Origin of the sequence: Mycobacterium sp. E2479 (assembly GCF_001667925.1) — a bacterium.
GTDB lineage: Bacteria > Actinomycetota > Actinomycetes > Mycobacteriales > Mycobacteriaceae > Mycobacterium.
On sequence record NZ_LZJR01000046.1, the window covers coordinates 26,339 to 52,500 of the forward strand.

23 protein-coding genes are annotated in these 26,162 nt (G+C 67.3%); 13 read left to right on the plus strand and 10 right to left on the minus strand.

The features are described from left to right. Positions 1-22: 22 nt before the first annotated feature. The 4 genes from A5686_RS04885 to A5686_RS04900 all read left to right on the plus strand — a co-directional run bounded on the left by A5686_RS04885 (position 23) and on the right by A5686_RS04900 (position 4,413). Entirely contained in the window at positions 23-1,432 is a 1,410-nt protein-coding gene (locus A5686_RS04885) for a wax ester/triacylglycerol synthase family O-acyltransferase (protein WP_067931688.1), read from the plus strand. A gap of 140 nt (positions 1,433-1,572) precedes the next feature. Beyond that, positions 1,573-2,364, plus strand: coding sequence for a crotonase/enoyl-CoA hydratase family protein (locus tag A5686_RS04890; RefSeq protein ID WP_067931690.1), 792 nt, complete (start codon positions 1,573-1,575; stop codon positions 2,362-2,364). Between the two features lie 205 nt (positions 2,365-2,569). Further along, positions 2,570-4,096: a class I adenylate-forming enzyme family protein gene (locus tag A5686_RS04895; protein ID WP_067931692.1), complete on the plus strand. Its 1,527-nt coding sequence runs from the start codon at positions 2,570-2,572 to the stop codon at positions 4,094-4,096. A gap of 20 nt (positions 4,097-4,116) precedes the next feature. Then, positions 4,117-4,413: a hypothetical protein gene (locus A5686_RS04900; protein WP_067931694.1), complete on the plus strand. Its 297-nt coding sequence runs from the start codon at positions 4,117-4,119 to the stop codon at positions 4,411-4,413. A gap of 5 nt (positions 4,414-4,418) precedes the next feature. On the opposite strand, the gene A5686_RS04905 is transcribed toward A5686_RS04900, so the two are convergent. The 4 genes from A5686_RS04905 to A5686_RS04915 form a co-directional block, all read right to left on the minus strand. Further along, positions 4,419-5,072 (minus strand): TetR/AcrR family transcriptional regulator, encoded by a 654-nt coding sequence (locus tag A5686_RS04905; RefSeq protein ID WP_231986290.1) that lies wholly within the window; start codon positions 5,070-5,072, stop codon positions 4,419-4,421. Positions 5,073-5,095: 23 nt separating this feature from the next. Further along, entirely contained in the window at positions 5,096-5,227 is a 132-nt protein-coding gene (locus tag A5686_RS28185) for a hypothetical protein (protein WP_255404998.1), read from the minus strand. Between the two features lie 299 nt (positions 5,228-5,526). Beyond that, positions 5,527-6,996 carry an aldehyde dehydrogenase gene (locus A5686_RS04910; protein WP_067931696.1) on the minus strand — a complete coding sequence of 490 codons (1,470 nt, stop codon included), beginning with the start codon at positions 6,994-6,996 and terminating at the stop codon, positions 5,527-5,529. Between the two features lie 107 nt (positions 6,997-7,103). Then, on the minus strand, positions 7,104-7,877 hold the full coding sequence (locus A5686_RS04915; protein ID WP_156749943.1) for a class I SAM-dependent methyltransferase: 774 nt from the start codon (positions 7,875-7,877) through the stop codon (positions 7,104-7,106). Between the two features lie 104 nt (positions 7,878-7,981). On the opposite strand from A5686_RS04915, the gene A5686_RS04920 reads away from it, so the two are divergent. Together A5686_RS04920 and A5686_RS04925 are read left to right on the plus strand one after the other, a co-directional pair. Next, the gene (locus A5686_RS04920) at positions 7,982-9,211 is read left to right on the plus strand and encodes a TerC family protein (RefSeq protein WP_067931700.1); all 1,230 of its coding nucleotides are present in this window, start codon (positions 7,982-7,984) and stop codon (positions 9,209-9,211) included. A 143-nt stretch (positions 9,212-9,354) separates the two neighbouring features. Then, complete coding sequence (locus A5686_RS04925; protein ID WP_067931702.1) at positions 9,355-10,521, plus strand: glycosyltransferase family 4 protein; 1,167 nt, start codon at positions 9,355-9,357, stop codon at positions 10,519-10,521. Here A5686_RS04925 and A5686_RS04930 read toward each other — a convergent pair. Together A5686_RS04930 and A5686_RS04935 are read right to left on the minus strand one after the other, a co-directional pair. After that, complete coding sequence (locus A5686_RS04930; protein WP_067931704.1) at positions 10,501-12,219, minus strand: hypothetical protein; 1,719 nt, start codon at positions 12,217-12,219, stop codon at positions 10,501-10,503. The genes A5686_RS04925 and A5686_RS04930 overlap by 21 nt on opposite strands. Positions 12,220-12,240: 21 nt before the next feature. After that, positions 12,241-13,545 (minus strand): DUF3068 domain-containing protein, encoded by a 1,305-nt coding sequence (locus A5686_RS04935; protein WP_197520477.1) that lies wholly within the window; start codon positions 13,543-13,545, stop codon positions 12,241-12,243. 121 nt (positions 13,546-13,666) lie between these two features. Here A5686_RS04935 and A5686_RS04940 point away from each other — a divergent pair, with 121 nt between their 5' ends. Continuing rightward, complete coding sequence (locus A5686_RS04940; RefSeq protein ID WP_156749938.1) at positions 13,667-14,899, plus strand: acyltransferase; 1,233 nt, start codon at positions 13,667-13,669, stop codon at positions 14,897-14,899. Here A5686_RS04940 and A5686_RS04945 read toward each other — a convergent pair. Then, positions 14,896-16,386 (minus strand): AMP-binding protein, encoded by a 1,491-nt coding sequence (locus A5686_RS04945; RefSeq protein WP_067931708.1) that lies wholly within the window; start codon positions 16,384-16,386, stop codon positions 14,896-14,898. The genes A5686_RS04940 and A5686_RS04945 overlap by 4 nt on opposite strands. Then, on the minus strand, positions 16,379-17,359 hold the full coding sequence (locus A5686_RS04950) for a phosphotriesterase (RefSeq protein WP_067931710.1): 981 nt from the start codon (positions 17,357-17,359) through the stop codon (positions 16,379-16,381). Before A5686_RS04950 ends, A5686_RS04945 begins: the two co-directional genes overlap by 8 nt. A 124-nt stretch (positions 17,360-17,483) precedes the next feature. On the opposite strand from A5686_RS04950, the gene A5686_RS04955 reads away from it, so the two are divergent. Then, on the plus strand, positions 17,484-19,184 hold the full coding sequence (locus tag A5686_RS04955; protein ID WP_067931712.1) for an acyl-CoA dehydrogenase family protein: 1,701 nt from the start codon (positions 17,484-17,486) through the stop codon (positions 19,182-19,184). Positions 19,185-19,227: 43 nt separating this feature from the next. Here the strand turns inward: A5686_RS04955 and A5686_RS04960 are convergent, their stop codons facing one another. Continuing rightward, positions 19,228-19,686 (minus strand): tautomerase family protein, encoded by a 459-nt coding sequence (locus A5686_RS04960; RefSeq protein WP_156749939.1) that lies wholly within the window; start codon positions 19,684-19,686, stop codon positions 19,228-19,230. Between the two features lie 74 nt (positions 19,687-19,760). On the opposite strand from A5686_RS04960, the gene A5686_RS04965 reads away from it, so the two are divergent. The 3 genes from A5686_RS04965 (at position 19,761) to A5686_RS04975 (ending at position 22,488) form a co-directional block, all read left to right on the plus strand. Next, complete coding sequence (locus A5686_RS04965) at positions 19,761-20,729, plus strand: GlxA family transcriptional regulator (protein WP_067931716.1); 969 nt, start codon at positions 19,761-19,763, stop codon at positions 20,727-20,729. 125 nt (positions 20,730-20,854) lie between these two features. Further along, entirely contained in the window at positions 20,855-21,550 is a 696-nt protein-coding gene (locus tag A5686_RS04970; RefSeq protein ID WP_067931718.1) for a TetR/AcrR family transcriptional regulator, read from the plus strand. Further along, a complete protein-coding gene (locus tag A5686_RS04975) occupies positions 21,547-22,488 on the plus strand; it encodes a R2-like ligand-binding oxidase (protein WP_067931720.1) in 942 nt (313 codons plus the stop codon). The genes A5686_RS04970 and A5686_RS04975 overlap by 4 nt, the downstream gene beginning before the upstream one ends. A gap of 16 nt (positions 22,489-22,504) precedes the next feature. Here the strand turns inward: A5686_RS04975 and A5686_RS04980 are convergent, their stop codons facing one another. After that, positions 22,505-23,923, minus strand: coding sequence for an NADP-dependent succinic semialdehyde dehydrogenase (locus A5686_RS04980; RefSeq protein ID WP_067931722.1), 1,419 nt, complete (start codon positions 23,921-23,923; stop codon positions 22,505-22,507). Between the two features lie 91 nt (positions 23,924-24,014). On the opposite strand from A5686_RS04980, the gene A5686_RS04985 reads away from it, so the two are divergent. Beyond that, positions 24,015-25,661 carry an acetolactate synthase large subunit gene (locus A5686_RS04985; RefSeq protein WP_067931724.1) on the plus strand — a complete coding sequence of 549 codons (1,647 nt, stop codon included), beginning with the start codon at positions 24,015-24,017 and terminating at the stop codon, positions 25,659-25,661. Between the two features lie 19 nt (positions 25,662-25,680). After that, entirely contained in the window at positions 25,681-26,154 is a 474-nt protein-coding gene (locus A5686_RS04990) for a DUF309 domain-containing protein (protein ID WP_067931726.1), read from the plus strand. Positions 26,155-26,162 lie beyond the last annotated feature (8 nt).

A 26,162-nucleotide genomic window follows, 5' to 3' on the forward strand; every position in this document is an offset into this window, starting at 1 on the left:
CCCTCTATGGGAAAGAAGCAGCGTGAAGAGGCTTAGCGGGTGGGACGCTGTGCTGCTCTACAGCGAAACACCGAACGTGCACATGCACACCATCAAAGCCGCCGTCATCGAGCTGGACACTGACCGCCGGTCGCTGGACGTCAACGCGTTTCGCGAAGTCATCGCCGGGCGGCTGAACAAGCTCGATCCGTTCTGCTACCAGCTCGTCGAGGTGCCGCTGCACCTGCACCACCCGATGTGGCGGGAGAACTGCGAACTCGACCTGAACTATCACATCCGCCCCTGGCGGGTGTCGCCGCCCGGGGGCCGCCGCGAACTGGACGAGGCCATCGGGCAAATCGCCAGCACCCCGCTCGATCGCAGCCGACCGTTGTGGGAGATGTACTTCGTGGAAGGCTTGGCCAACAACCGGATTGCGGTCGTCGGCAAAATCCACCACGCGCTGGCCGACGGCGTCGCGTCGGCGAACCTGTTGGCGCGGGGCATGGACCTGCAACCTGGCCCTGAGGGCGGGCCGTACGTCTGCGACCCGGCACCGACCACGCGGCAGCTCATGGCGTCGGCATTCGCCGACCACATGCGCCACATCGGAGCGCTGCCCCACACTATCCGCTACACCGCTCAGGGGTTGGGCCGGGTGCGCCGCAGCTCCCGCAAATTCTCCCCGGAACTGACGCGGCCCTTCGAGCCGCCGCCGACTTTCATGAACCACAAGATCACCCCGGAACGACGGTTCGCGACCGCCACCCTGGCCCTGGCCGACGTCAAGGAGACCGGCAAGCGGCTCGGGGCGACGATCAACGACATGGTGCTGGCCATGGCGACCGGCGCCCTGCGCACCCTGCTGCTGCGCTACGACGGCAAGGCCGAACCGCTGCTGGCATCGGTACCGATGAGCTTCGACTTCTCGCCCGAACGGATCTCGGGTAACCGCTTCACGGGCGTGCTGGTGGGCCTGCCGACCGATTCCGACGACCCGCTGGAGCGGGTGCGGTGCTGCCACGAAAACGCCATCGCGGCCAAGGAAAGCAACCAGCTGATGGGGCCGGAGCTGGTCAGCAGGTGGGCGGCCTACATGCCACCGGCGCCCACCCAGGCCTTCTTCCGGTGGGCCTCCGGACGCGACGGACACAACAAGATCCTCAACCTGAACATCTCCAACGTCCCCGGCCCCCGGGAACGTGGCCGGGTGGGCGGGGCGCTGGTCACCGAGATCTATTCGGTGGGCCCGTTGACCGCAGGCAGCGGCCTGAACATCACCGTGTGGAGTTATGTCGACCAGCTCAACATCTCGGTACTCTCGGACGGGTCCACGCTTGAGGACCCGCACGAGGTTTCCGAGGCGATGGTCGCCGACTTCATCGAGATACGCAGGGCCGCAGGGCTTTCCGAGGATCTGACGGTCATCGAGGTCGCGATGGCGCCGGCGTGATCGGCACGGATTCCTAGCCGCTCGGCTCCGGCGGTAAGCCGAATCTCTCCGGGACGTTAACGTCGTTTCCGCCGACCGTTACCATCGGTCCGACAGGAGCAATCTCAGAGCCACCGATCCGTGTAAGGAGCTGCCGCACCGTGAGCAGTGGAAACCAAGAGGCCGGCACCGAAGAACCCGAAGTTCTAGTCGAACAACGGGATCGAATCCTCATCATCACGATCAACCGGCCCAAGGCCAAGAATGCGGTCAACGCTGCGGTCAGCCGGGGACTTGCGGACGCGATGGATCGCCTCGACGGCGACTCCGATCTCTCGGTGGGCATCGTCACCGGGGCGGGCGGCTCATTCTGCGCGGGCATGGATCTCAAGGCGTTCGCCCGCGGTGAGAACGTCGTCGTCGAGGGCCGCGGCATGGGCTTCACCGAACGGCCGCCGGCCAAGCCGCTCATCGCCGCCGTCGAGGGATTCGCCCTGGCCGGCGGTTGCGAGCTGGCGCTGGCCACCGACCTGATCGTGGCGGGTACGGACTCGGTCTTCGGGATTCCGGAGGTCAAGCGTGGGCTGGTCGCCGCCGGCGGGGGCCTATTACGGCTGCCGGAGCGCATACCGTATGCGATCGCCATGGAGCTGGCGCTCACCGGCGACCAGCTGTTGGCCGAGCGCGCGCATGCGCTGGGTCTGGTCAACGTCTTGGCAAAGCCGGGGAAGGTGCTGGAGGCGGCCATCGCACTGGCCGAGAAGATCACTGCCAACGGACCGCTCGCGGTGGCGGCGACCAAACGCATCATCGTCGAATCGCGCGGCTGGAGCCGCGACACCATGTTCGCCGAGCAGATGAAGATCCAACTGCCGGTCTTCACGTCCAACGACGCCAAGGAAGGCGCCATCGCGTTCGCGGAGAAGCGCCCACCCAAATGGACGGGCACTTGATATCTGGTAGCCGGATCCTCTTCTGCCGCAAGGCTTGCCGGGTTGCTGAGCGCGCGGGTGCCCCGGGCCCGAGGCAGCACGGCGGCCCGCGCACCGGCGGGCCGCCGGTGGGAGGGCCGCGCGATAGTTGGATGATCTAAACTACAAGCGGACATGACACTTTTGGCCAGCTTTGTAACGCGTTGATACCGGAGAAAGATCGAGGATGAGCATTTCGCTGCTGCTCGAGATGGCCGCGTCGGGCAACGCGGAGCGCACCGCGGTGGTGTCCGGCGACCTGCGGCTGACCACGCAACAGCTCAGCGACCTGGCCGACGGTGGCGCATGCGTGATCGCCGGGTCGAACGCCAAGCACGTCGCGTACGTGGGTACCGGCGGCGCGATGTTGCCGGTGCTGATCTTCGCCGCGGCGCGCGCCGGGGTTGCTTTTACGCCGATCAATTATCGGCTCTCCGCGGACGGCATCCAGGGGCTGATCGAGCGGCTACCCGAGCCGTTGGTGATCGTCGACAGCCGCTACCGCGACGCCGTCGGCAACGCCGCAGACCGGGTGATGGTCTCCGACGACTTCCTGGCGGCCGCGCGCACCGCCGAACCCGACAGTGAAAGTCTCGCGTTTCCCGACCCGGACTCCGTCGCCATCGTGCTGTTCACCTCCGGCACCACGTCGCAGCCCAAGGCCGTCGAACTCTCACACAACAACCTGACCAGTTACGTCACCGGGACAGTGGAATTCGGAGCGGCCGAGGACTCCGACGCCGCCCTGATCTGCGTCCCGCCGTACCACATCGCCGGGGTCAGCGCCGCGCTGTCGAATCTGTATGCCGGCCGCAAGATGGTATACCTGCCCAATTTCGATGCGCAGGAATGGGTTCGGCTGATCAACGCCGAGAACGTGACCACCGCGACGGTGGTGCCCACCATGCTGGACCGCATCGTCACCGTGCTGGAAAACGGCGACGGGCCGCCCATCGAGCTGCCATCGCTGCGCAACCTGGCCTACGGTGGCTCCAAAGTCGGACTGCCGCTGGTACGTCGTGCGCTCGGGCTGCTGCCCAACGTGGGCTTCGTCAACGCCTACGGCCTTACCGAGACCAGCTCGACGATCGCGGTATTGACACCCGACGACCATCGCGCGGCGCAGGCGGCGCAGGCGCACCATGTCGTCCGCCGGTTGGGCTCGGTGGGGCAAGCGGTCGCCGGCATCGAACTGCAGATCCGCGACGAGGCCGGCAATGTCCTACCGCCGGGCGAGACCGGCGAATTGTTCGTGCGGGGCGAGCAAGTCTCGGGCCGCTACACCGGTATCGGCTCGGTGCTCGACGAAGACGGCTGGTTCCCCACCAAGGACATCGCCATGCTCGACGACGAGGGCTACCTGTTCATCGGCGGGCGCAGCGACGACACCATCATCCGCGGCGGCGAGAACATCGCGCCCGCCGAACTGGAAGAGGTCCTGGTCGAGCACCCCCATGTGCGTGATGTCGCCGTGGTCGGCGTCGAGGACCCACAGTGGGGCCAGGCGATCGTCGCTGTAGTGGTGCCGGCGGCGGGCACCGAACCCGACCCCGAAGAACTGCGCGACTTCGTCCGCAAGACTTTGCGCGGATCGCGCACCCCAGACGAGGTAGTGTTTCGCGACGAGCTGCCCACCACCCCCACCGGCAAAGTCTTGCGGCGAGAGATCATCCAGGCCCTCACCGGATTGCGCGCCGCACCGGCCCAGCAGTAAGCGATCAAGGACGGAAATCAATGATCAAGAACGGAACTCGTCTCGCCAGCCAGGTTTGTGACACGCAGGTGATCGTCGTCAGAAGTGCCGACAGCCTGGACGACCTGCGGTGCGGAGGTGTGCCGATGGTGCCGGTCGGGGGGGAGCGGTCGGGCGAACTGGACCCGGCCTTCGCCGAGGGCACGGTGATGGGTAAGCGCTACGTCGACGAAACCGGCGCCGAGGTGCTGGTGACCAAGCCGGGCGCGGGGAGCCTGAGCATCGGGCAGACTGCCCTGCAGCTCAAAGAGGTCAAGCCGCTACCGGCCAGCGACTGAGCGTGTCACCGCGCGGCGCCCTGCCTTCCCGGAATCTTGTTCCGGGCCACGAATTCCTTTGCCTTGATCAGGAATTCGAGCTGCTCACCCACCTGGTGTAGCGGGCCCGCATTGCGAGTGGAGCGGGAGAGCACGATCGCGCCCTCCAGCGCGGCGATCGACATCACGGCCAGCGACGCGGCATCGGCATCGTCAAAACCGTCGTTGACGAATGCTCGGGTCAGCGCGGCGCACCAGCGGCCCAAGATGGCGCCTGCCTCGGTGGACAGCTTGGGGCCGTCGTCGCCCGAACAACCGATCGCGGCCGCCACGACCGGACAGCCGGCGGTGAATCCGCCGTCGGTGAGGAGCCGCTCCCAGAACCCGACGAACTCCTGCAACAACGCCCGCGCACCCCGGTCTGCGGCGTCGTCGATCATGGCCGTAATGGAGTCGCCGGAGTAGCGCAGCGCCTCGATCAGGATCTGGTTGCGCCCGTCGGGAAAGTGGTAGTAAACCGAGCCGCGTGGCGCGCCGCTGCGGGCGAGCACGGCGTCGATGGTGACTCCCGCGGCTCCGCGTTCGCGCATCACCTCGGCCGCGCTGGCCAGCATCTTCGTCCGGGTGCCACCGCGTTTTGCCGGGCCTTGTTCCGAGGCGGCCGCACCGTCAGCGGTCATGCGTGTACCTGTCATGGCTGGGGTCATGCGGCGTGCGAGTGCCGCACCGCCGGCCAGTGCATATGACGCGGGCCGAAGCGGAATTTGCGGCGCGGCAAGTCCGGCATCTCGCGGGTGAATTGATAGCCGGCGACGTTGAGCTCGATGATCCACATGATGTTCTCCCGGCCTGTGTGCGGCCCTTGATTATGCTATGAACCATATAAGACATCCGTAAATTAATCTATTTCTCAGCCGAGGTGTGATCTACGCCGCATAAATTCGCTGGGTGGACCTGGGCTGCACGCCCGACCCGGGCGCGTATTCGGTCCAAATTATGATTTTTTGCATAATCTCGAGCTGACCGTCGGCCAACCCGCGTCGTCCGGCACCAACCGCAAAACGCCGAACGTGCACCCACGGCGAAAAATCGGCAGAAATTTCGCCATGAGTGCACGGTCGACGCGCGCGAGGCCTAGCTCTCGATCGTGTGACCCATCGGCATCAGCACGCTCTTCTGCTGCGTGAAGTGCTCGACGCCTTCTGGCCCGTTCTCGCGGCCGATCCCGGAGTTCTTGTAGCCGCCGAAGGGGCAACAGGGGTCGAACGCGTACCAGTTGATGCCGTAGGTGCCGGTGCGGATCTTCTCCGAGACCGCGATGCCGCGGTCGATGTCGGTGGTCCACACGCTGCCGGCCAGGCCGTACACCGAGTCGTTGGCGATTTTTATCGCGTCCTCCTCGGTGTCGTAGGCAATGATGCTCAGCACTGGACCGAAGATCTCTTCCTGGGCGATCGTCATCTCGTTGTCGACGTCGGCGAAGACCGTGGGTTGCACGAAGAAGCCGCTGTCCAGGCCTTCGGGGCGGCCGCCGCCGCACACCAGCCGCGCGCCCTCCTCGATGCCCTTGGCGATGTAGCCCTCGACCCGGGCGCGCTGCTTCTCCGAGATCAGCGATCCGATCTGGGCCGCCGGGTCCGTCGGGAGGCCCACCGGCAGCGCCTGCACGAAAGCGCTTACCGCGTCCACGATTTCGTCGTAGCGCGAGCGTGGGGCCAGTATGCGGGTCTGGGCCACGCAGGCCTGTCCGGTGTTCATGATCCCGGAGAACACCAGCATCGGGATCGCGGAGGGCAAGTCGACGTCATCGAGGACGATGGCGGCGGACTTGCCGCCGAGCTCCAGGGTGCAGGGCTTGAGCATGTCGGCGGCCCGCCGGCCGATCTCCTTGCCGACGGCCGAGCTGCCGGTGAAGGAGAACAGGTCGACGTCGGGGTTGGACGTCAGCGCCTGCCCCGTCTCGATCCCGCCGGGCACCACCGACAGCACGCCCTCGGGCAGTCCCGCCTCGGCGAAGGCCTCGGCCAAAACGTTTGCGCTCAGCGGGGTTTCCGCGGCCGGCTTGAGCACGACCGTGCAGCCGGCCAGCAGCGCCGGCCCCAGCTTGTTGACGGCCAGAAACAGGGGCACATTCCACGCGACGATCGCGCCCACCACGCCGATGGGCTCGCGATGGACAATGCTCTGGCCGTAGCCGCCGGTGCGGATCTCTTTCCACTTGACCTGGTCGACGGCGGGGCCGGCGAAGAAGTTCAGCGCCCCGATCGAGCTCATCCAATGCATCGTTTCGACGCCGGTCGGCGGCTGGCCGGTCTCGGCCGCGAGCAGCTGGGTGAACAGGTCCTTGCGCTCCTCCATCAGCTTGAGCGCGTTGGCGATCACGGCCGCGCGCTCCTTGGGCGGCGTCGTGGGCCAGGGTCCGTTGTCGAACGCGGCGCGGGCCGCGGCGACCGCCGCGTCGACGTCGGCGGCCGCCGCCAGCGGCACCTTGCCGACGTACTCGCCGGTGGCCGGACAGCGCACCTCGATCACCTCGTCGGTCGATGGCTCAGTCCACTTGCCGCCGATGAAAAGCTTGTCGTATTCGGTCTTGGTGTCGGACATATTCCGCCGCTCCTCCTACCCTTCCAGATCGCACTGCCCTGCTTGTCGTCGTCGGCGGGCATGGGCGCCACCCTACCCAAACCGACGCGAAACGAGAACACGTTTCACTATTGGGGTTGCAAGACCAGCACCAGATTGCTCACCAGGAACTCGCGCAGCATCGGCACGCCCGTCAGCCACCACGCCCATCGTGGGTGGTAGCGGGGAAAAGCGGCCACCATCGCCCCGGTGTTCTCGGCCCAGCTGAGCCCCTCGGCCGCCGACACCGCAAACAACGACGACCCGTAGTCGTTTTTGGCTGGATGGCCGTGCTTGTGGGCGTAGCGGGCGGCGGCGCGGGGCCCGCCGAGGTAATGGGTCAGGCCCATCTCGTGCCCACCGAACGGGCCCAGCCAGACGGTGTAGGAGAGCACGGCCAGGCCACCGGGCTTGGTCACCCGCAGCATCTCGCCGCCGAGCTGCCAGGGCCGCGGCACGTGCTCGGCGACGTTGGAGGACAGGCAGATGTCCACGGAGTCGTCGGCGAAGGGCAGCGCCATGCCCGAGGCGCGCACAAAGGTTCCCGCCCCCCGGGCGACGGTGGGCCCGGCCGCATGCATCTCGCTGGGGTCGGGTTCGACCCCCACATAGCGCAGCCCGGCATCGGTGAAGGCCGCCGCGAAGTAGCCCGGCCCGCCGCCGACATCGAGCAGCGTGCGGCCGGAAGCCGGCTCGCCGTGGGTGGCCCGCCACAGATCGCTCACCATGGCAGCGGTATCGGCCGCCAGGGTGTTATAGAAGCGGGCCGGATCCGCCTGCTCGTAGCGAAACTCCGACAGCAGCCGCACCGAGCGGGCCAGCGTCGCCCGGCGAGCAAAAACTCGCGTGCAATCCGGGGTCACCGCCACCGGCCAACCCTACGGCCGACGGCGCACATACTGTGGCGGCAAACAGGGTACGGAAGCACAGACGACGGCGGCTCCGACGAAGGTGGCTCAGGCAGCGAATGGATGTCCCGAATTGGGAGTGGGCCCTGACCCTCCTGGGCATCGTCGGCCTGTCGTCCTTCGATTTCTTCTTTCACGTGCGCAGGGCGCACGTCCCGACGGTGCGGGAGGCGGCGGTCTGGTCGGCCGCCTACATCGGCATCGCGCTGCTGTTCGGCGTGGGCCTGCTCGTGTGGGGCGGCCATAAGCAGGGACCGGAATATTTCGCCGGGTACGTCACCGAAAAGGCGTTGTCGGTCGACAACCTCTTCGTGTTCCTGATGATCATGGCCAGCTTCCGCGTCCCGCGCGAGGATCAGCAGAAGGTGCTGCTGTTCGGCATCGTCTTCTCCCTGACCGCGCGCACCGGCCTCATTTTTCTCGGTGGCGCGCTGATCAACACTTTCGCGTGGGTTTTCTACCTGTTCGGGTTGATCCTGTTGATTGCGGCCGGCAGCATCCTGCGGCCCGAGGACCCGGAGGAGTCCCGCAGGGCCGACAACGTCGTCATCCGGGTGGCGAAGCAGGTCGTCCACACCTCTGAGCACTATGACGGCGACAAGTTGTTGACAACGGTGGACGGCCGGCGCGCGTTGACGCCCATGCTGTTGGTGATGGTCGCCATCGGCGGCACGGACATGTTTTTCGCACTCGACTCGATCCCCGCGATCTTCGGCCTCACCCAGAGTGTCTACATCGTCTTCACCGCGACCGCGTTCTCGCTGCTGGGGCTGCGGCAGCTGTACTTTCTCATCGAGGGCCTGCTGGACCGACTCGTCTACCTCTCGTATGGCCTGGCGGCGATCCTCGGTTTCATCGGCATCAAGCTCATATTGCATGCGCTGCACGAGAACAACGTCCCGTTCATCAATGACGGCGAGCCGGTCACCCTGGTCGAGTTCAGCACCTACCTGTCGCTGGGCGTGATCGTCGGTGTCCTCTCCGTCACCGTCGTCGCGTCGTTGCTCAGCCCGATGGGCAAAGCGCGGACGGCGATCGCCGGCGCGCGGCGGCACGCGACGGCCTACCTCGACTCCGAATACACCCACGATCCCGACGAACGCGAGCGCATCTTCCGCAAGCTGCTGGGCGAGCGCGACCAGATACTCGCTCTCGGTCCGAAGTACCGCCAACTGGTGCGCGACGAGCCGGCCCTGATCAACCTGTTCGACCGCGCCGCGGCCAAACACGACGAAGCCGTCGGCCGCGGCGAGGCCGAGCCGTTCACCAGGATGGGGCTGACCTCCTGACCATGGCCGCTGTTCAGGGTTGCGCTCTCGTGTTCGACTCCCTGCTTGATGCGCTCGGCCACTCGTGGCGCCCCGGAAGGCGCAGGCGCGCCGCAGCCGCCTCGCCATGGCGCACCGACCCCTCCCCATTAGGCTGACCGGTGATGTCTGCTCTGCGCTCGGTCCTGCTGCTGTGCTGGCGCGATACCGGGCACCCGCAGGGCGGCGGCAGCGAAGCCTATTTGCAGCGGATCGGCGCCCAGCTGGCGGCATCGGGGATCGCTGTGACCCTACGTACCGCCCGCTATCCCGGCGCGCCGCGCGGCGAGGTCGTCGACGGCGTGCGGATCAGCCGGGCCGGTGGCCGCTACTCGGTGTACGTCTGGGCGTTGCTGGCGATGGCCTCGGCGCGGCTGGGTGTCGGATCGCTGCGCGACGTCCGGCCCGACGTGGTCGTCGACACCCAGAACGGCTTGCCCTTTCTGGCCCGGCTGATCTACGGCCGCCGGGTGGTGGTGTTGGTGCACCACTGTCACCGCGAGCAGTGGCCGGTGGCCGGGCCGGTGCTGGGCCGGCTCGGCTGGTTCGTCGAGTCGACGCTGTCGCCGCGGGTGAACCGGCACAACCAGTACGTCACGGTGTCGCTGCCGTCCGCGCGCGACCTGGTCACCCTCGGCGTCAACGGCTCGCAGATCGCGGTGGTGCGCAACGGCCTGGACCGAGCGCCTGCGCAATCGCTGACGGGCCCACGGTCGGCGGCGCCGCGGGTGGTGGTGCTCTCGCGGCTGGTACCGCACAAGCAGATCGAGGACGCCCTGGAGGCGGTCGCGCGGCTGCTGCCGCGGCTCCCCGGCCTGCACCTGGACATCGTCGGCGACGGCTGGTGGCGCGAGCGACTCGTCGAGCACGTGCGGCGGCTCGGCATCACTTCGGCGGTGACGTTTTACGGGCATGTCGACGACGTGACCAAACACCATGTCCTGCAAGGGGCCTGGGTGCACCTGTTGCCGTCACGCAAGGAGGGCTGGGGTCTGGCCGTCGTCGAGGCGGCGCAGCACCGGGTGCCGACCATCGGCTACCGGTCCTCGGGCGGCCTGTCGGACTCGATCGTCGACGAGGTCACCGGGATCCTGGTGGACAGCCACGCCGAGCTGGTGGATCGGCTTGAAGAACTGCTCGCCGATCCGGTGCTGCGCGATCAACTCGGCGCCAAGGCGCACACTCGCTGCGCTGAATTCTCCTGGGCGCAAAGCGCGGACGCGATGTGCGGCGTGCTGGAAGCGGTGCAGGCCGGCCGCAAGGTCAACGGGCTAGTCACCGGGCGGGACTGAGCCGGCGCGACGCCGCCACGCACCCATCACCGCGCCGGCGCCGCCGCCGATCAGCAGCGCCAGCCACGCTAGATGCGCGGCCATCGTCGTCGTCCGCCGCCCGGCCGACACCCCTGGGGTCTGCCCGCCGATGCGGTAGAGCGCAATCTCGTGGTCCCGATAGACCGGGGACAGCGCGGCCAGCGTCCGGCCGGACGCCCCCATGTCGCCGGCGCTGTCGGATTCCACCACCAGCCAGCCCACCCCGGCCGCGGCCAGTGCCGCCGGATCGGGCCCGGAGAGCAAGAGCCTCTGCACCGCTCGCGCCTGCGTGCCCTCCCCGGCAATGGTGGTGCCGGAGATCACCAGGTCACCGGTGCTGAGCACGTCGGCGCGCACCCACCGGGGCAGCGGGTCCAACACCGGTGCGGGACCCGACCAGGAGAACAGCCGCATGGTGCCGGCGGGCAGCGTCGCGACCGCGTCCGGTTGGGCGTCGATCGCCGCGGCGAGCGCGGTCCAACCGCGCGGATAGTGCACCGGCGTCACCTTGCCGAACACCCCCCAGGCCAGGTCGGGCAGCGCCAGTAGCAGCGCCAGGCAACAGACCAGCGCAGGGGCGGCGGTCCCGGAAAGCCGTAGCCACCGGCGCAGCGTCAGCACCGCGCCGGCACCCGCCAGGGCGTAGCCCGGCGCCGCCAGCGCCACCCACTTCTGTCCGTCACGCAGCACCCCGAACGCGGGCACGGCGTCGACCACCGTGCTCAGCAGCCGCAGGCCCGGGCCGGTCGCCAGCGCCGCTGGGACGAGCACGCTCACCGCCGCCAGCACCAGCACGGGCACCGCCCCCGGGCGCCGGATGACCGTCGGCAGGCCCGCGACCACCACACCCAGCAGCACCACGGCCGAGAACACCGCGAAAAGCGTGGTGCGCGAACCGGGTACGGCGTCGCCGTTCCAGATGCCGCCGAGGCTGGCCAGGCTGGCCAGGGTGCCCAACCCGGGCTCGGCGCGGGGCGCGAATGCCTCGACCCCGAGCCGGTTCGCCGCCGTGTGGGCGGTTAGCGACGAGCCCATCGCCGACGCCGTCAGCCATGGCAGCGCGGCCACCAGTGCGGCACCGAGCGCCGCGGCGGCGCACCACCGGCGCGGCCGGCCGGTACCGGGCGCCGCCACACAGACCAGCGCCACCGTCGCGGCGAGCAGCAGCCCGGTCGGGGTCAGCCCGGCCAGCGCGATCCAGAAGGCCAGCCCGCAGAACACCAACCGGCTCGCCGCCGTCGTCCGCAGTGTCAGCATGGCTGCGGCCACCCACGGCAGGCAGCCGTAACCGACCAACAGGCTCCAATGTCCCTGCAGCAGCCGTTCTGCGACATAGGGATTCCAGATCGCCACGGTGGTACCCACGAACTGGCCGGAAATGCCCGCGCATGGCAGCGCGACCGCGACCAGCCGGGCTGCGCCCCACCCGGAAAGCCACAGCCCGAGAACCAGCAGGCTCTTCACCACGACGCCGCCGTCGACCAGATGGGAGGCCAGCGCCACCGCGAAATCCTGGGGGGTGGCGCGTGGCGCCGACGTCAGCCCCAGCGCGGTATCGGACAGATAGGACCGCGGCGTGGAAACCGCGTCACGCAACAGCAGGTAGCCGGGCGCCAAGAGCGGCCCGACCACCAGCAGCGCCAAGACCAGTGCGTACCCGGGGCGGGTCCACCGCACGGTCAACGCATCCGGGCTGGGCTATTCGCGGTCGTGCGGACCGGGCGGATTGGGTTCGGCCGGCCCCGCCTCGGTCGGTTCGTCCGGGCCGGCCGACCCGGGCGGGACGGGACGGTCGACCCCGGGCGGACCGGACTCCTGAGGGGCCTCGGGACGCTGGGTGGGCAGCTTCTCGGTCTCGGCTTCGGCTCCGGGCACCGGTTCCTCCAGGCCGCTGCGCCCGAAGAAATCCTGGTCGCCCCGGTCCAGGCCCGGGTCGGTCAGAGCGCTCTCGCTGCGCAGGCTGAACGAGGCCAGCAGCCCACCACCGATCAGTGCGATCAAACCGACCGCGGTGAACGTGATCGGCAGCACCCGCGACCACAGCGCCAGCCGGTCGCGCTCATCGCGGGCCGCGTTGACCTGGGATTCGACGGTGTCTTCGTTCGAGGCGACCTTGTAGTCGGCCAGGGTGAGCTCCGGCTTGAGCGGGTCGCGGGCGAAATAGTGGTCGGCGTGCTCGGTCTGCTTGACGATGGTGCCCGACACCGGGTCCACCCAGAATGTGCGCTGCGCCGCGTAGTAGCGGGTCATGGTGATCTGCTCGTTCGGATCGCCGCCCTGGACGCCCCACATCGACGCCGACGTGGTCTGCTTGGCGTCCTCGTTGCCGGCTAGCAGCGACGGGTATGCCACCGGGGCAACCAGCTTGCCGTCGGCGTTGTAGCCGACGTTCTGGGTGAACTTGTAGGTGGAAAGCCCGTTGACGTCTTCCTCGGTTTCGTAGTTGACGTCGAACGCCTTCTGCGCGATCGGATCGAAGTATGGATAGGTCTTCTTCTCGGTGTTGAAGGGGAATCGGTAGGACAGCCCGTCGTGTTTCAGCGGCATCGCGGTGGGCGGGTTCTCGTCGTTGACGGCCCGTGGTTTCTGGACCGAGCCCCCGGTGTGGGTGTCGTCCGAGACGGCCAGCGCGGTCTTTCGATTGAGCGTGACGGTGTCGACGATCGCGAGCAGCAGCCCACTGTCCTTCTGCTTGTCGGTGCGCCGCAACGAACTTCCGACCTGGAGGGTGACCACGTCGGCGTTGGCGGGCGATTCGACGCTGATCTGCTGCTGGGAGACGAGCGGCACGTTCTGGTTGACGACGACGTGGTCGGTCGACAACGACGCGGAGTCGAGTGCCGTCCCGGTGCCGTCACCGACCAGCGTGGCGTCGATGTCCAGGGGAACTTTGGTGATCCTGCTGGTGGTGTACGTCGCCAGTAGCAGCGCGGCGATCAGCAGGGCAGCTCCGAGTCCGATGATCCCGCATGCGGCGAACCGCAACATGACTGCTCGGTTCACGTCGCTGTGCCCTCCCTCGATTCCTTGCTTCATCAGCCGCGACCCGACCCGAGCAGCAGCCCGGGGCAAACTCGTCTGACCCTAACAGCAGAAAGTAAGGCGTCGGCTTACGAACCTGGTGGTGGGTCCGTCGGGTGTACCCGTTCGCCGGGCAACGCGGCACAGGCAAACTGTGGTGGTGAGCGATGACCAGCGGGTGGGCGGGGTGCGCAGCTTCCTGCCCGCCGTGGAAGGCATGCGCGCCTGCGCGGCCATGGGTGTCGTCGTCACGCACGTCGCGTTCCAGACCGGGCACTCCAGCGGCGCCATCGGCAGGCTCTTCGGCCGCTTCGACCTTGCCGTGGCGGTGTTCTTCGCGCTGTCGGGTTTTCTGCTGTGGCGCGGACATGCCGCGGCGGCAAGGGGTTTAGGACCCCGCCCGGCCACCGGCCACTACCTGCGGTCCAGGGTGGTCCGGATCATGCCCGCCTACGTGGTCGCCGTCATCGTGATCCTGAGCCTGTTGCCCGATGCCGACCACGCCAGCCCGACGGTGTGGCTGGCCAACCTGACGCTCACCCAGATTTACGTGCCGCTGACGCTGACCGGCGGGCTGACCCAGATGTGGAGCCTGTCGGTCGAGGTCAGTTTTTACCTGGCATTGCCGGTTCTCGCCCTGCTGGCCCGCAGGCTGCCGGCGCGGGCCCGGGTGCCGGCGATCGCCGCGCTGGGGGCGCTGAGCTGGGCGTGGGGCTGGGTGCCAATCCATTCCGGGTCTGGCACGAATCCGCTCAACTGGCCACCGGCGTTCTTCTCGTGGTTCGCCGCGGGCATGTTGTTGGCCGAGTGGGTGCACAGTGGGATCGGATTGCCAGTGCGCTTGGCGCAGAAAAAGGGGGGCCGGCCGGTGATGGCCGCCGTCGCGGTCATCGCCTACCTGATCGCGGCGTCGCCGTTGGCCGGTCCCGAAGGTTTGGTGCCCGGCACCCCGGCGCAATTCGCACTGAAGACCGCGATGGGCTCCGTAGTGGCCTTCGCGCTGGTCGCCCCGCTGGTGCTGGACCGGATGGACACGCCGCATCATGTCTTGGGCACCACCGCGATGGTGACCCTGGGGCGCTGGTCCTACGGGCTGTTCGTGTGGCATTTGGCGGCGCTGGCCATGGTGTTCCCGGTGCTCGGGACATTCCCGTTCACCGGCCGCATGCCCGCGGTGTTGGCGGTGACGCTGATCTTCGGATTCGCGATCGCCGCGGTCAGCTACGCGCTGGTCGAGTCGCCGTGTCGAGAAGCGTTGCGCCGCTGGGAGAAACGCGAGAAGCCGGGCGAAACGCCCCAGGCCGTCGACCTCGAGGCGGACGCGATCGCGCCCTAGCCGGCCTCCGCGAGCGCCAAGCGTTCCATGATCTGGGCGCGGACCGCCGACCGACGGGCCTTGCCCGCGTCGTCACGCAAGGGGGAGTCGGCGAATTCGATGAAGTCAGGGGTGGGCGGCACTTTGTACCCTGCCAGGTGCTCGCGCAGGAATTCTTGCACGCCAACGGAATCCAGCGCCGAGCCATCGGTCGTGTGTACCAGGGCGTAGGGTACTTGCCCCAGGTCACCGGCGTTCGGGTCGGGGACCCCGACGACCAGACAGGACAGCACGTCCGGGTGCGCGGACAACGCATTCTCGATCTCGGCGGGATAGACGTTGCGTCCGCCGACGGTGAACATGTCGACGCGCCGGTCCGAGAGGTACAGGAAGCCGTCGGCATCGAAACAGCCGAGGTCGCCCAGCGAGTCCCAGCCGTCGCGGCTTTTCGCCGTGGCACCGACGTAACGATAGGTGGGCGCGCTGCCCGGACCGGGCCGCATGTAGATCTCGCCGACCACGCCGGGCGGGCAGGGGTTGCCGTCGTCGTCGAGCACCTTCATCTCTCCGGCGACCACCACGCCGACCGAACCGCGGTGCGTCAGCCATTGGTCGCCGGAGATGAACGTCAGCGCTTGTAATTCCGTGCCGCCGTAGAGCTCCCAAACTTTCTCCGCGCCCAGCAGGTCGATCCATGCCTGCTTGATGGCGGGCGGACAGGGCGCCCCCAAATGCCAGAACCGCCGGATCGAGGACAGGTCGTAGTAGTCCGGGTCCGCCTGGTAGACCGGCAGCGTCCGCTGCATGATCGTCGGCACCGTCGTCAGGAAGCTGACCCGATGGTCGGCGATCAGCCGGAGAAACCGCTCGGGGTCGAAGCGGCTCATCAGCACCAGGTGATGACGCATCAGCAGCGCGATGGTGGCGGTGGTGAAGCCGGTGTTGTGCGACAGCGGTACCGGTATCAGTGTGGTGTCGCCCTCCTGGGCCCCCAGGGGATAGCCGATCGCCGGCGGTATGCGGCTGTCGCCGCCGGATTCGATCAGCTTGGGCCGACCGGTGCTGCCGCCGGATCCCATCGCCTTCCACACCGGTGACACCGCCTCCGGCACTGCGGCGTCCGACAACGTCGGATTGGGTTCGAAACCCGCTGACACACTGGGAAACTCGGGATGTTCGCGGCCCACCAGCAAGGCCGGCGGTCGCAACTCGAGCAGGCCCGCCAACTCCGCGTCGGGCAGCCGCGCGGACAACGGCTGCGGCACCGCGCCCAGTTTCCAGCACGCCACCGCGGCCTGGATCCATTCGACCGAGTTGGGCAGCACCATCGTGACGTAGTCGCCGACGCCCACACCACGCTCGGCGTAGGCACGCGCCAGTCGATTCGTCGAACGGTCGAGTTGGGCGCGGGTCAGGGTCACTCCGTCGCAGGTGACCGCCGGCTCTTCGGGAGCGAGTTCGGCCAACGCCGAAATCTGCGTACCGATCGGCGGGATCGGCTCACTCATATGCGCCCTGTCGCTCGAAGATACGGCGCGGATTTTCCGCCAACATGGTCTGCAGCTGTTCGTCGGTCACGCCGCGCTCCTTGAGCGCCGGGATCACGTCGTTGTGGATATGCAGGTAGTGCCAGTTCGGCATCACCTGCGACACCAGCTCGTCGGGCAGCGCGTCGAAGTAACAGTTAGCGTCGTGAGACAGCACCATCTTGTCGGCGTGGCCGCGCTCGCACATCTGCGCCACGGTGTTCACCCGGTCTTCGAAGGGCAGGAACGCGTCGATTCCGAAGCGGTCCATCCCGAGGTAGGACCCGGCCGCGATGAGCTCCTCGAGATAACCGATGTCGGTGCTGTCGCCGGAATGCCCGATGATCACTCGGCTCAGGTCCACGCCCTCTTCTTCGAAGATGCGCTGCTGTTCGAGGCCGCGCCGCAGCCCGGCGTGGGTATGGGTCGAGATCGGCACTCCGGTGCGCTTGTGCGCCTGGGCGACCGCGCGCAACACCCGCTCCACACCGGGGGTGACGCCCGGCGTGTCGGTGGCGCACTTGAGGATTCCGGCCTTGATGCCGGTGTCGGCGATGCCCTGCTCGATGTCACGGACGAACATGTCGGTCATGATCTCCGGGCCGCCGAGTTCGCCGCCCGGGCCGAGGTAGTGGAAGTACATCGGGACGTCGTTGTAGGTGTAAAGCCCGGTTGCCACAACGATATTGAGTTCGGTCTGCGCTGCGACCCGGGCGATGCGCGGGATGTAGCGGCCCAGGCCGATCACCGTGAGGTCGACGATGGTGTCCACGCCGCGGGCCTTCAGCTCGTTGAGCCGGTTGACGGCGTCGGCGACACGCTGATCTTCGTCACCCCACGCCTCGGGATAGTTCTCCGCGATCTCGGTGGTCATGATGAACACGTGCTCATGCATGAGGGTCACGCCTAATGCAGCGGTATCGATGGGCCCGCGAGCGGTATTGAGTTCTGACACGCCACTGATGCTAGGTGGACTGGTACGTGACCAACAGGGTCGTTTTGTTGCGGGGACCCCGGCGGCCGCGCTATTGCAGTACCGTCACCCTCGTCTTCGTCGAGAGCCCGCTGGGAGTCACGTCATGTTGCTCAATCCGACCCACCTGCAACGCCAGTACCCAGACCACCGCTCGGCGGAAATCATGTCCGCCACGGTCGACTTCTTCGAGTCCCGGGGCAAGGCCCGGCTGAAGTCCGATGACCACGAACGGGTGTGGTACTCGGAGTTTTTGGACCATATCGGTCGCGAGCGCATTTTCGCGTCGTTGCTGACCCCCAGCGCCTACGGCGCACGAGATTGCCGCTGGGATACCTACCGGATCAGTGCGTTCGCCGAGATCGTCGGCTTCTACGGGCTGAACTACTGGTACCCCTTCCAGGTCAGCGCCTTGGGCCTGGGCCCGATCTGGATGAGTGCCAACTCCGACGCCAAGCGCAAGGCCGCCGCGTTGCTCGAGGCGGGCGAGGTCTTCGCCTTCGGCCTGTCGGAGCAGACGCACGGCGCGGACGTCTACCAGACTGACATGAACCTGACACCCTCGCCGGACGGAGGCTGGACGGCCGCCGGGGAAAAGTACTACATCGGCAACGCAAACGTGGCGCGGATGGTCTCCACCTTCGGCAAGTTCGACGGCACCGACGAATACGTGTTTTTCGCCGCAGACTCCCAGCATGATCGCTACCACCTGATCAAGAACGTGGTGAACTCCCAGAACTTCGTCGCCAACTATGCGCTGCGCGACTACCCGGTCACCGAGGCCGACATCCTGCACCGCGGCGCCGAGGCCTTTCACGCCGCCCTCAACACCGTCAACGTCTGCAAGTACAACCTCGGTTGGGGAGCGGTCGGCATGTGTACGCACGCGATGTACGAGGCGGTCACCCACGCGTCCAACCGCATCCTGTACGGGACGGTCGTCACCGACTTCACCCACGTGCGGCGGCTGCTCACCGATGCCTATGCGCGGCTGGTCGCGATGCGGCTGGTCGCCACCCGGGCCTGCGACTACATGCGCAGCGCGTCGGGCTCCGACCGCCGCTACCTGCTGTACAGCCCGCTCACCAAGGCGAAGATCACCAGCGAAGGCGAACGCGTCATCACCGCGCTATGGGACGTCATCGCCGCCAAAGGCGTCGAGAAGGACACCATCTTCGAGGCGATGACGCGCGAAATCGGCCTGCTGCCAAGGCTGGAGGGCACCGTGCACATCAACATCGGGCTGCTCGCCAAGTTCATGCCGAACTTCCTGTTCGCCCCCAACAGCGGGCTGCCGTTGATCGGCCGCCGCGACGACGACGCCGACGACGCCTTCCTGTTCGCGCAGGGGCCGACCGGCGGCCTGGGCAAGGTGCGCTTCCACGACTGGCGCGCGCCCTTCGACGGCTTCGGACACCTGCCCAACGTCGCGCTGCTGCGCTCGCAGATCGACGTGCTCGCCGACATGCTGGCCAGCGCCACCCCGGACGCCACGCAGCAGAAGGACATCGACTTCGCCTTCGCCGTCGGTCAGCTGTTCGCGACGGTTCCCTACGCCCAGCTCATCCTGGAGGAAGCTGCGCTATCGGGCGTCGACGAGGGGTTGATCGACGAGATCTTCGCCGTGTTGGTCCGCGACTTCAACGCCTACGCGGTGGAGCTGTCCGACAAGCCCGCGACGACGGACGAACAGGCGCGCTTTGCGTTGCGGATGATCCGCCGCCCCGTCCACGACCCCGCGCGCTACGACCAGATTTGGAAGGATCACGTCCTGCCGCTGAACGGCGCCTACCGGATGCGCCCCTGAGGCGCCTGGCGGGAAACGCCGGGGCAGTTCTGCCGTGGCGCGGCTATCCGCGCGATGCGATCGGAACCAGGTGTTCGAAGCCGGCCATCGAGGCCACCTGGGGCAGGCGGCGGATCGCGCCGTTCTGGGCCCACTGACCTTCGGGCACCTCGTGGATGACGCACGATGTGACCACCGTCCGGTTGCCGTGCGTGCCCGCGGCGGAGGCGGCCGCCTGTTGAAGGTCGTGGGCGAAACGCGCTTTGCGCGCGCCGTCGAGCACGCCGCCGCTGACTTGCCAATCGACGAACACGCCGGCGACCCCGGCGTCCGCGGAGGCGCCGGCGGAATAGAAGCCTCCCGGAGCCAATTCCGTCAGCAGCACCAATGCGCGAATCCGATGGTGGGGCTCGTCGGGCACGGACTCGGCATCACAGGCCGCCTCGGTGAGCGCTGCCACGAGACGCGCCTTCTGAGCATCGTCGAAAGCACCGGACGTGAGGGTCACTCGGAGTAAGGGCATGAGAACCACCCTGCGGCGCTGGGCGCCCCAGAAGCTAGTGGCAGGGCGGACAATTTCCTTGCATAATTCGCCACATGATCGGTGTCGATGTTCTTGTCCTCGATGGGGCCAGCGCCAGCGCAGTGGGCGCCACGATCGACGTCGTCCATGCGGCGAATCGAATCCACCGCAGAAGTTCGTTTGACTTGCGGTTCGTGGCGCCCGAAAGCCTCGTTGCCCTGCGTGGCGGACTGACCGCCACGGGTCAGCCGCTGGCGCGGGCGAAACCGCGAGACGTGGTCGTCATTCCCGGCCTCGGTGCCGCCGAACCCGCCGAGATCGCCGACCGACTCGGTGCCGCGGACGTGAGCGCCGCTGCGGAATGGCTGCGGAGGGCCCGTGCCGGCGGCGCCGACATCGCCGCCTCGTGCACAGCAGTGTTCGTCCTTGGCTTCGCCGGTTTGCTGGACGAACGACGCTGCGTGACCACGTGGTGGCTCGGCGCGGATCTTGCCCGTCTTGCGCCGGGCGCCCGGGTCGTGATCGACGAAATGGTGGTCCGCGACGGACCGATCTGGACCGCGGGTAGCGCGTTCGCCCATATCGACCTGATGCTGGCGCTCATCCGCGACCTCGGCGGGGCGGCGTTGACCGACGAACTCGCCAACCGACTCGTCGCCGATCAGCGCACATCGCAAGCGGGGTTCCTCATTCCCTCACACCTGGCGGCCCGCGACGAAACTGTCGCCGGGCTGGAGAGATTCGTACGCTCCCATCTGAACGAGGCACACACGCTGGATTCGTTGGCCCACTGGTGCCGGCTGAGCCCGCGGACGCTGGCGCGACGAACGAGGAAGGCGGCCGGACTCAGCCCACTGCAGCTTGTGCAACGGGTGCGCCTTGAACGTGCGCTGCATCTTCTGCGGACGACCCCGATGCCCCTTGAAGAAATCGCCGCTGCGGTGGGCCTAGCCGACCCGGCGACGCTGTACCGACTGGTCAAGCGACACACCGGCCGATCGCCCGGCGCATTGCGTCCAGGCGCCCGGCCGAAGTCGGCGTAGCTAGGAGCTGTCCGCATACGATCGGTCTCGCGCCCCACGCCTCGGCGAGAAGGCCGGCACGAACCCCTTGACTGTGAAGTTCCTCACAGTAGGATGACCAGTGGTCATTCAGTTGAGGAGGGGCATTGCCAACGGTCACTTGGGCGCGCGTCGATCCCGCCCGCCGGGCCGCGATCATCGAGGCCGCTGAGTCGGAATTCGGGGCCCATGGGTTCTCCCGGGGCAGCCTGAATGTCATCGCACGCCGCGCCGGGGTCGCCAAGGGCAGCCTGTTCCAGTACTTCGCGGACAAGCGTGACCTGTATGCGTTCATCGCCGACATCGCCAGCCAGCGGGTGCGCGCCTATATGGAAGATCGCATCCGCGAACTCGACCCGAGCCGGCCGTTCTTCGACTTTCTCACCGATTGGCTCGACGCGTGGGTGGCCTACTTCGCGGACCATCCGCACGAACGCGCGCTGCACGCCGCGGCGACCCTGGAGGTCGACACCGAAGCCCGCGTCAGCGTGCAGAACGTCATCCACCGTCACTATTTGGAAGTGATGCGGCCGCTGGTCCGCGATGCGCACGTCCGCGGCGACCTTCGCGCGGATTCCGACACCGATGCGCTGTTGTCGTTGCTGCTGTTGATCTTTCCGCACCTGGCATTGGCGCCCTACATGCGCGGCCTGGATCCGGTTCTGGGGCTCGACGAGCCCACCCCGGAGCAGCCGGCGCTGGCCGTGCGCCGACTCGTCGCGGTGCTGGCGGTGGCGTTCTCCGCTGCGCCGAAAACCCCGCCGGTCGGCTCAGCCCCTAAACGATCTGAGGAGGTCACATGAACAGAACCCGTATAGCCTCGATGGCCGAGGGCGGTCTCAACTGGGACAGCTTGCCGCTCAAGCTGTTTGCGGGCGGCAACGCGAAATTCTGGAATCCCGCCGACATCGACTTCTCCCGCGATCGCGAAGACTGGGAACGCCTCACCGACGACGAACGCCACTACGCGACCCGGCTGTGCGCCGAGTTCATCGCCGGCGAGGAATCGGTGACCCAGGACATCCAGCCGTTCATGGCCGCGATGCGGGCCGAAGGCCGGCTCGGTGACGAGATGTATCTGACGCAGTTCGCGTTCGAGGAGGCCAAGCACGTCCAGGTGTTCCGCATGTGGCTCGACGCCGTCGGGATCACCGAGGATCTGCACAATTTCCTCGAGGACGTGCCGACCTACCGCACGATCTTCTACGAGGAACTGCCGGACTGCCTGAACGCGTTGACGGTTGATCCGTCGCCGGCGGCCCAGGTGCGGGCGTCGGTGACCTATAACCACATGGTCGAAGGCATGCTGGCGCTGACCGGTTACTTCGGCTGGCACAAGATCTGCGTGGAACGCGGCATCCTGCCCGGCATGCAGGAGTTGGTGCGGCGCATCGGCGACGACGAGCGCCGGCACATGGCGTGGGGCACCTTCACCTGCCGGCGCCACGTTGCCGCCGACGACGCCAACTGGGGCGTCTTCGAAACGCGGATGAACGAGCTGATGCCGCTCGGCCTGCGCCTGATCGAGGAAGGCTTCGCCCTCTACGACCCGATGCCCTTCGGCCTGTCGGTGGATGAGTTCATGCAGTACGCCGCCGACAAGGGGATGCGACGCTTCGGCACCATCTCCAGCGCCCGCGGACGTCCGCTCGGCGAGATCGATGTCGACTACTCCCCGCTGCAGCTCGAGGACACCTTCGCCGACGAGGACGAGCGAGCGCTGGCAGGGGCCTCCGCCTAGCGCTCGGCGGTCCGGCTCACTCGACCTTGTCGCCGCCGCTCGAGGAGCCGTTCTCGGATTCCCCGACCCACACGGTCTTGGCGTTGACGAAGGCACGGATGCCCAGGCTGGCGAGTTCGCGTCCGTACCCGGACCGCTTGACGCCGCCGAACCCCAATTCGGGATAGGACACCGTCATCCCGTTGATGAAGACCTGGCCGGCCTCGATGTCATCGATGAACCGCTGCTGCTCGGCCTCGTCGTTGGTCCAGGCGTTGGACCCCAGGCCGAACGTGGTGGCGTTGGCAATGTCGATGGCTTCGTCGATGTCAGCCGCCCGATACATCGACGCGACCGGGCCGAACACCTCCTCGGTGTACAGGGCCATGTCCTTGGTGATGTCGGTGACCACTGTCGGCGGGTAGAACCACCCCGGTCCGTCGATGGCCTTGCCGCCGAGCCGGATCGTGGCGCCCGCCGCGGCGGCGTCATCGACCTGCTTGGCGATCTCGTCGCGGCCCGATTCGGTGGCCAGCGGGCCCACGTCTGTGTCCGGGTCGGTCGGGTCGCCGACGGTCAGCGCCTTCATCCGCTCGGTGAACTTGTCGACGAACGCGTCGTAGATGTCGGTGTGCACGATGAACCGCTTCGCGGCGATGCAGGACTGGCCGTTGTTCTGCACCCGGGCGGTGACCGCGGTCTTGGCGGCCTCGTCCAGGTTCGCCGACGGCATCACGATGAACGGGTCACTACCGCCGAGCTCGAGCACGGTCGGCTTGATCTCGTCGCCGGCGATGGCCGCCACCGACTGGCCGGCCGGTTCGCTGCCTGTCAGCGTGGCCGCAGTCACCCGGGGATCGCGCAGGATGCGCTCGACCGCGCTCGAGGAGACGAGCAGGGTCTGGAAACACCCCTCGGGGAAGCCGCCGCGGGCGATGACGTCGGCAAGGTAGAGCGCGGTCTGGGGAACGTTCGACGCGTGCTTGAGGATCCCGACGTTGCCGGCCATCAGCGCCGGCGCCGCGAACCGCACGGCCTGCCAGAGCGGAAAGTTCCACGGCATCACCGCCAGCACCACCCCGAGCGGCTGGTAGCGGATGTAGGCCCGCTTCGCGCCTACCGCTTTGGCGTCGGCCGGCTCGTCGGCCAGCATCTGCTCGGCGTTTTCGGCGTAGTAGCGAAAACCCTTGGCGCACTTCAGCACTTCGGCCTTGGCCGACTTCAGGGTCTTACCCATCTCCAGCGTCATCATGGCGGCGACCTCGTCGGCCTCGGCCTCCAGCAGGTCGGCGGTCGCGTTTGCCCACTGGGCGCGCTGGGCAAACGTCGTGTTGTGGCGGTAGTCGAGGAAGCGTTCGTAAGCGCGCGCAATCGCGGCATCGACTTCTTGATCGGTGGCCGGGGTGAAGGTCTTCACTGTCTCGCCGGTAGCCGGGTTGATGGTGGCGATGGGCACGTCGGCGCTCCCTTCATTGGGTTTGTCTTGCTCGGTGGCGGAAAGTCCAACACCCAGCCTGCCACTATCGTTCCCCTAAGGGAGGTGTCGGATGAGCAGAGCCGCTGAGTTGATCGTCAAGTGCCTGGAAAACGAGGGTGTCGCCGTCGTATTCGGGTTGCCCGGCGAGGAGAACATTCGTTTCGTGCAAGCGCTGGCGTCGTCGAGCATCCGGTATGTGCTCACCCGGCATGAGCAGGCCGCCTCGTTCATGGCGGAGATGTACGGGCGGGTCACCGGCCGAGCGGCGGTGGTGTCTTCGACGCTGGGCCCAGGTGCCATCAACATGCAACTGGGGGTCGCCGACGCCACCACCAACAGCACCCCGCTGGTGGCGATCTCCGCCCAGGTAGGTCACGACCGCGAGTACAAGGAGTCACACCAGTACGTCGACCTGGTGTCCATGTTCGCGCCGATCACCCGGTGGGCCGCCGACATTCCGACCGCGCGCGCCATACCGGAGATGGTGCGCAAAGCCTTCAAACAGGCCGAGACCGAACGCCCGGCGGCGGTCTATCTCGCCGTGCCGGAACACATCGACGCCGACGAGGCCGACTACGACCTGACGCCCTTGCCGCGCAACGTCGTCCGCGCCGACGCGCCGGCGTTCCGCCAGGTGGCACGCGCGGTCGATATTTTGCGCAATGCGCGTCGTCCGGTGGTGCTGGCCGGTCACGGCGCGGCCCGTGCCGACGCGACTAAGGCCCTCGTGCGCTTCTCCGAAAAATTCGGCATCCCGGTGGCCAACACGTTCCACGGCAAGGGCGTCATGCCCGACGATCACCCCAACAGCATCGGGACGCTCGGGTTCATGCGGCACGACTATGTGAACTTCGGGTTCGACAACGCCGACGCCGTCATCGCTGTCGGTTACGAGCTGCAGGAATTCGACCCGGTGCGGATCAACCCCACGGCCGACAAGAAGGTCATCCATGTTCATCGCTTCCCGGCCGAGGTCGACGCGCATTATTCGGTCGACGTCGGAATTATCGGCGACATCAGCGCTTCGCTGGACGCGCTGACCGAGGCGCTCGAGGACCATGTCTTCGAGGCTGACCCGAAAATCCCCGGTTCTGGTCTTCTTCATGAGGAATTCGAACGGGGACAAGAGGATTCGCGCTATCCGCTGGCGCCGGCGCGAGTGGTGGCCGACACGCGCGCGGCGCTGGGCCGCAGCGACGTCGTCCTGGTCGACACCGGCGCGACCAAGATGTGGATGGCCCGGCTCTATCCGACGTACGAGCGGAACACCTGTCTGATCTCAAACGGGTTGTCCACCATGAGCTTTGCCCTTCCCGGAGCGCTGGGCGTCAAGCTGGCGCAGCCGGAGGCCAAGGTGCTGGCCGTCGTCGGCGACGGCGCATTCCTGATGAACTCGCAAGAAATCGAGACCGCGGTCCGCGAGCGGATCCCGCTGGTGGTGCTGATTTGGGATGACGGCGGTTATGGCCTCATCGAATGGAAGATGGACCTCGAACTCGGAGAACACCATTACGTGAAGTTCAATAACCCGGATGTGGTGACCTACGCGGAAAGCTTCGGCGCCAAGGGATATCGCATCAACAGCGCCGAGGAGCTGCTGCCGACGCTGCGCACCGCGCTCAACGACGACGGCGTCTCGCTGATCAGTTGCCCGGTCGACTACTCCGAGAATCTGCGGTTGACCGACCGTCTCGGCGAGCTGGACGAAACGCTATAGGTCAAAGAACCCATTGCAGATGGCAGAGCGTGATCGTGACGAGACGGGTCGGCCGCGAAATGCCCGACCGCGCGATGCGCTGGGCCGACCGCTACCCCCCGGCAGCGCAGGCGTGCCACGCGTTCCGGATGACCTGGAGCTCGCACCGGCCGAGACCCTCGCGTATGCCCAAGATCTGCTGGATCGAGGTTTCGCGTTCAACGCTCACGAGGTCTTAGAGGCCGCGTGGAAGAGCGGTCCGGCCAACGAGCAGGCGCTCTGGCAAGGCCTGACGCAGCTAGCGGTCGGGATCACCCACGTCCAGCGGGGGAACCGAAACGGTGCCACCGCTCTGCTTCGCCGCGCCTCCGGCCACCTCGCCCACGCGAATCGGCCGGCACCGCACGGTATCGACGTCGGCGGGTTGGTGGAGTACGTCGATACGCTGATCGACGATCTTGTCGCGGGGGTCGACATCAGCGCGTCGCGGCTACGGCCCCGCCTCCTGCTCTGATCGGTCCG

What these genes read in the sequence shown, in the direction of transcription:
- A5686_RS04965 (WP_067931716.1), top strand. Translation starts at nt 19,761, where the DNA reads ATGATCGGTGTCGATGTTCTTGTCCTCGATGGGGCCAGCGCCAGCGCA.
- A5686_RS04955 (WP_067931712.1), top strand. Translation starts at nt 17,484, where the DNA reads ATGTTGCTCAATCCGACCCACCTGCAACGCCAGTACCCAGACCACCGC.
- A5686_RS04905 (WP_231986290.1), bottom strand. Translation starts at nt 5,072, where the DNA reads ATGACCGCTGACGGTGCGGCCGCCTCGGAACAAGGCCCGGCAAAACGC.
- A5686_RS04920 (WP_067931700.1), top strand. Translation starts at nt 7,982, where the DNA reads ATGGATGTCCCGAATTGGGAGTGGGCCCTGACCCTCCTGGGCATCGTC.
- A5686_RS04985 (WP_067931724.1), top strand. Translation starts at nt 24,015, where the DNA reads ATGAGCAGAGCCGCTGAGTTGATCGTCAAGTGCCTGGAAAACGAGGGT.
- A5686_RS04945 (WP_067931708.1), bottom strand. Translation starts at nt 16,386, where the DNA reads ATGAGTGAGCCGATCCCGCCGATCGGTACGCAGATTTCGGCGTTGGCC.
- A5686_RS04925 (WP_067931702.1), top strand. Translation starts at nt 9,355, where the DNA reads ATGTCTGCTCTGCGCTCGGTCCTGCTGCTGTGCTGGCGCGATACCGGG.
- A5686_RS04975 (WP_067931720.1), top strand. Translation starts at nt 21,547, where the DNA reads ATGAACAGAACCCGTATAGCCTCGATGGCCGAGGGCGGTCTCAACTGG.
- A5686_RS28185 (WP_255404998.1), bottom strand. Translation starts at nt 5,227, where the DNA reads ATGTGGATCATCGAGCTCAACGTCGCCGGCTATCAATTCACCCGCGAG.
- A5686_RS04895 (WP_067931692.1), top strand. Translation starts at nt 2,570, where the DNA reads ATGAGCATTTCGCTGCTGCTCGAGATGGCCGCGTCGGGCAACGCGGAG.
- A5686_RS04910 (WP_067931696.1), bottom strand. Translation starts at nt 6,996, where the DNA reads ATGTCCGACACCAAGACCGAATACGACAAGCTTTTCATCGGCGGCAAG.
- A5686_RS04960 (WP_156749939.1), bottom strand. Translation starts at nt 19,686, where the DNA reads ATGCCCTTACTCCGAGTGACCCTCACGTCCGGTGCTTTCGACGATGCT.
- A5686_RS04990 (WP_067931726.1), top strand. Translation starts at nt 25,681, where the DNA reads ATGGCAGAGCGTGATCGTGACGAGACGGGTCGGCCGCGAAATGCCCGA.
- A5686_RS04900 (WP_067931694.1), top strand. Translation starts at nt 4,117, where the DNA reads ATGATCAAGAACGGAACTCGTCTCGCCAGCCAGGTTTGTGACACGCAG.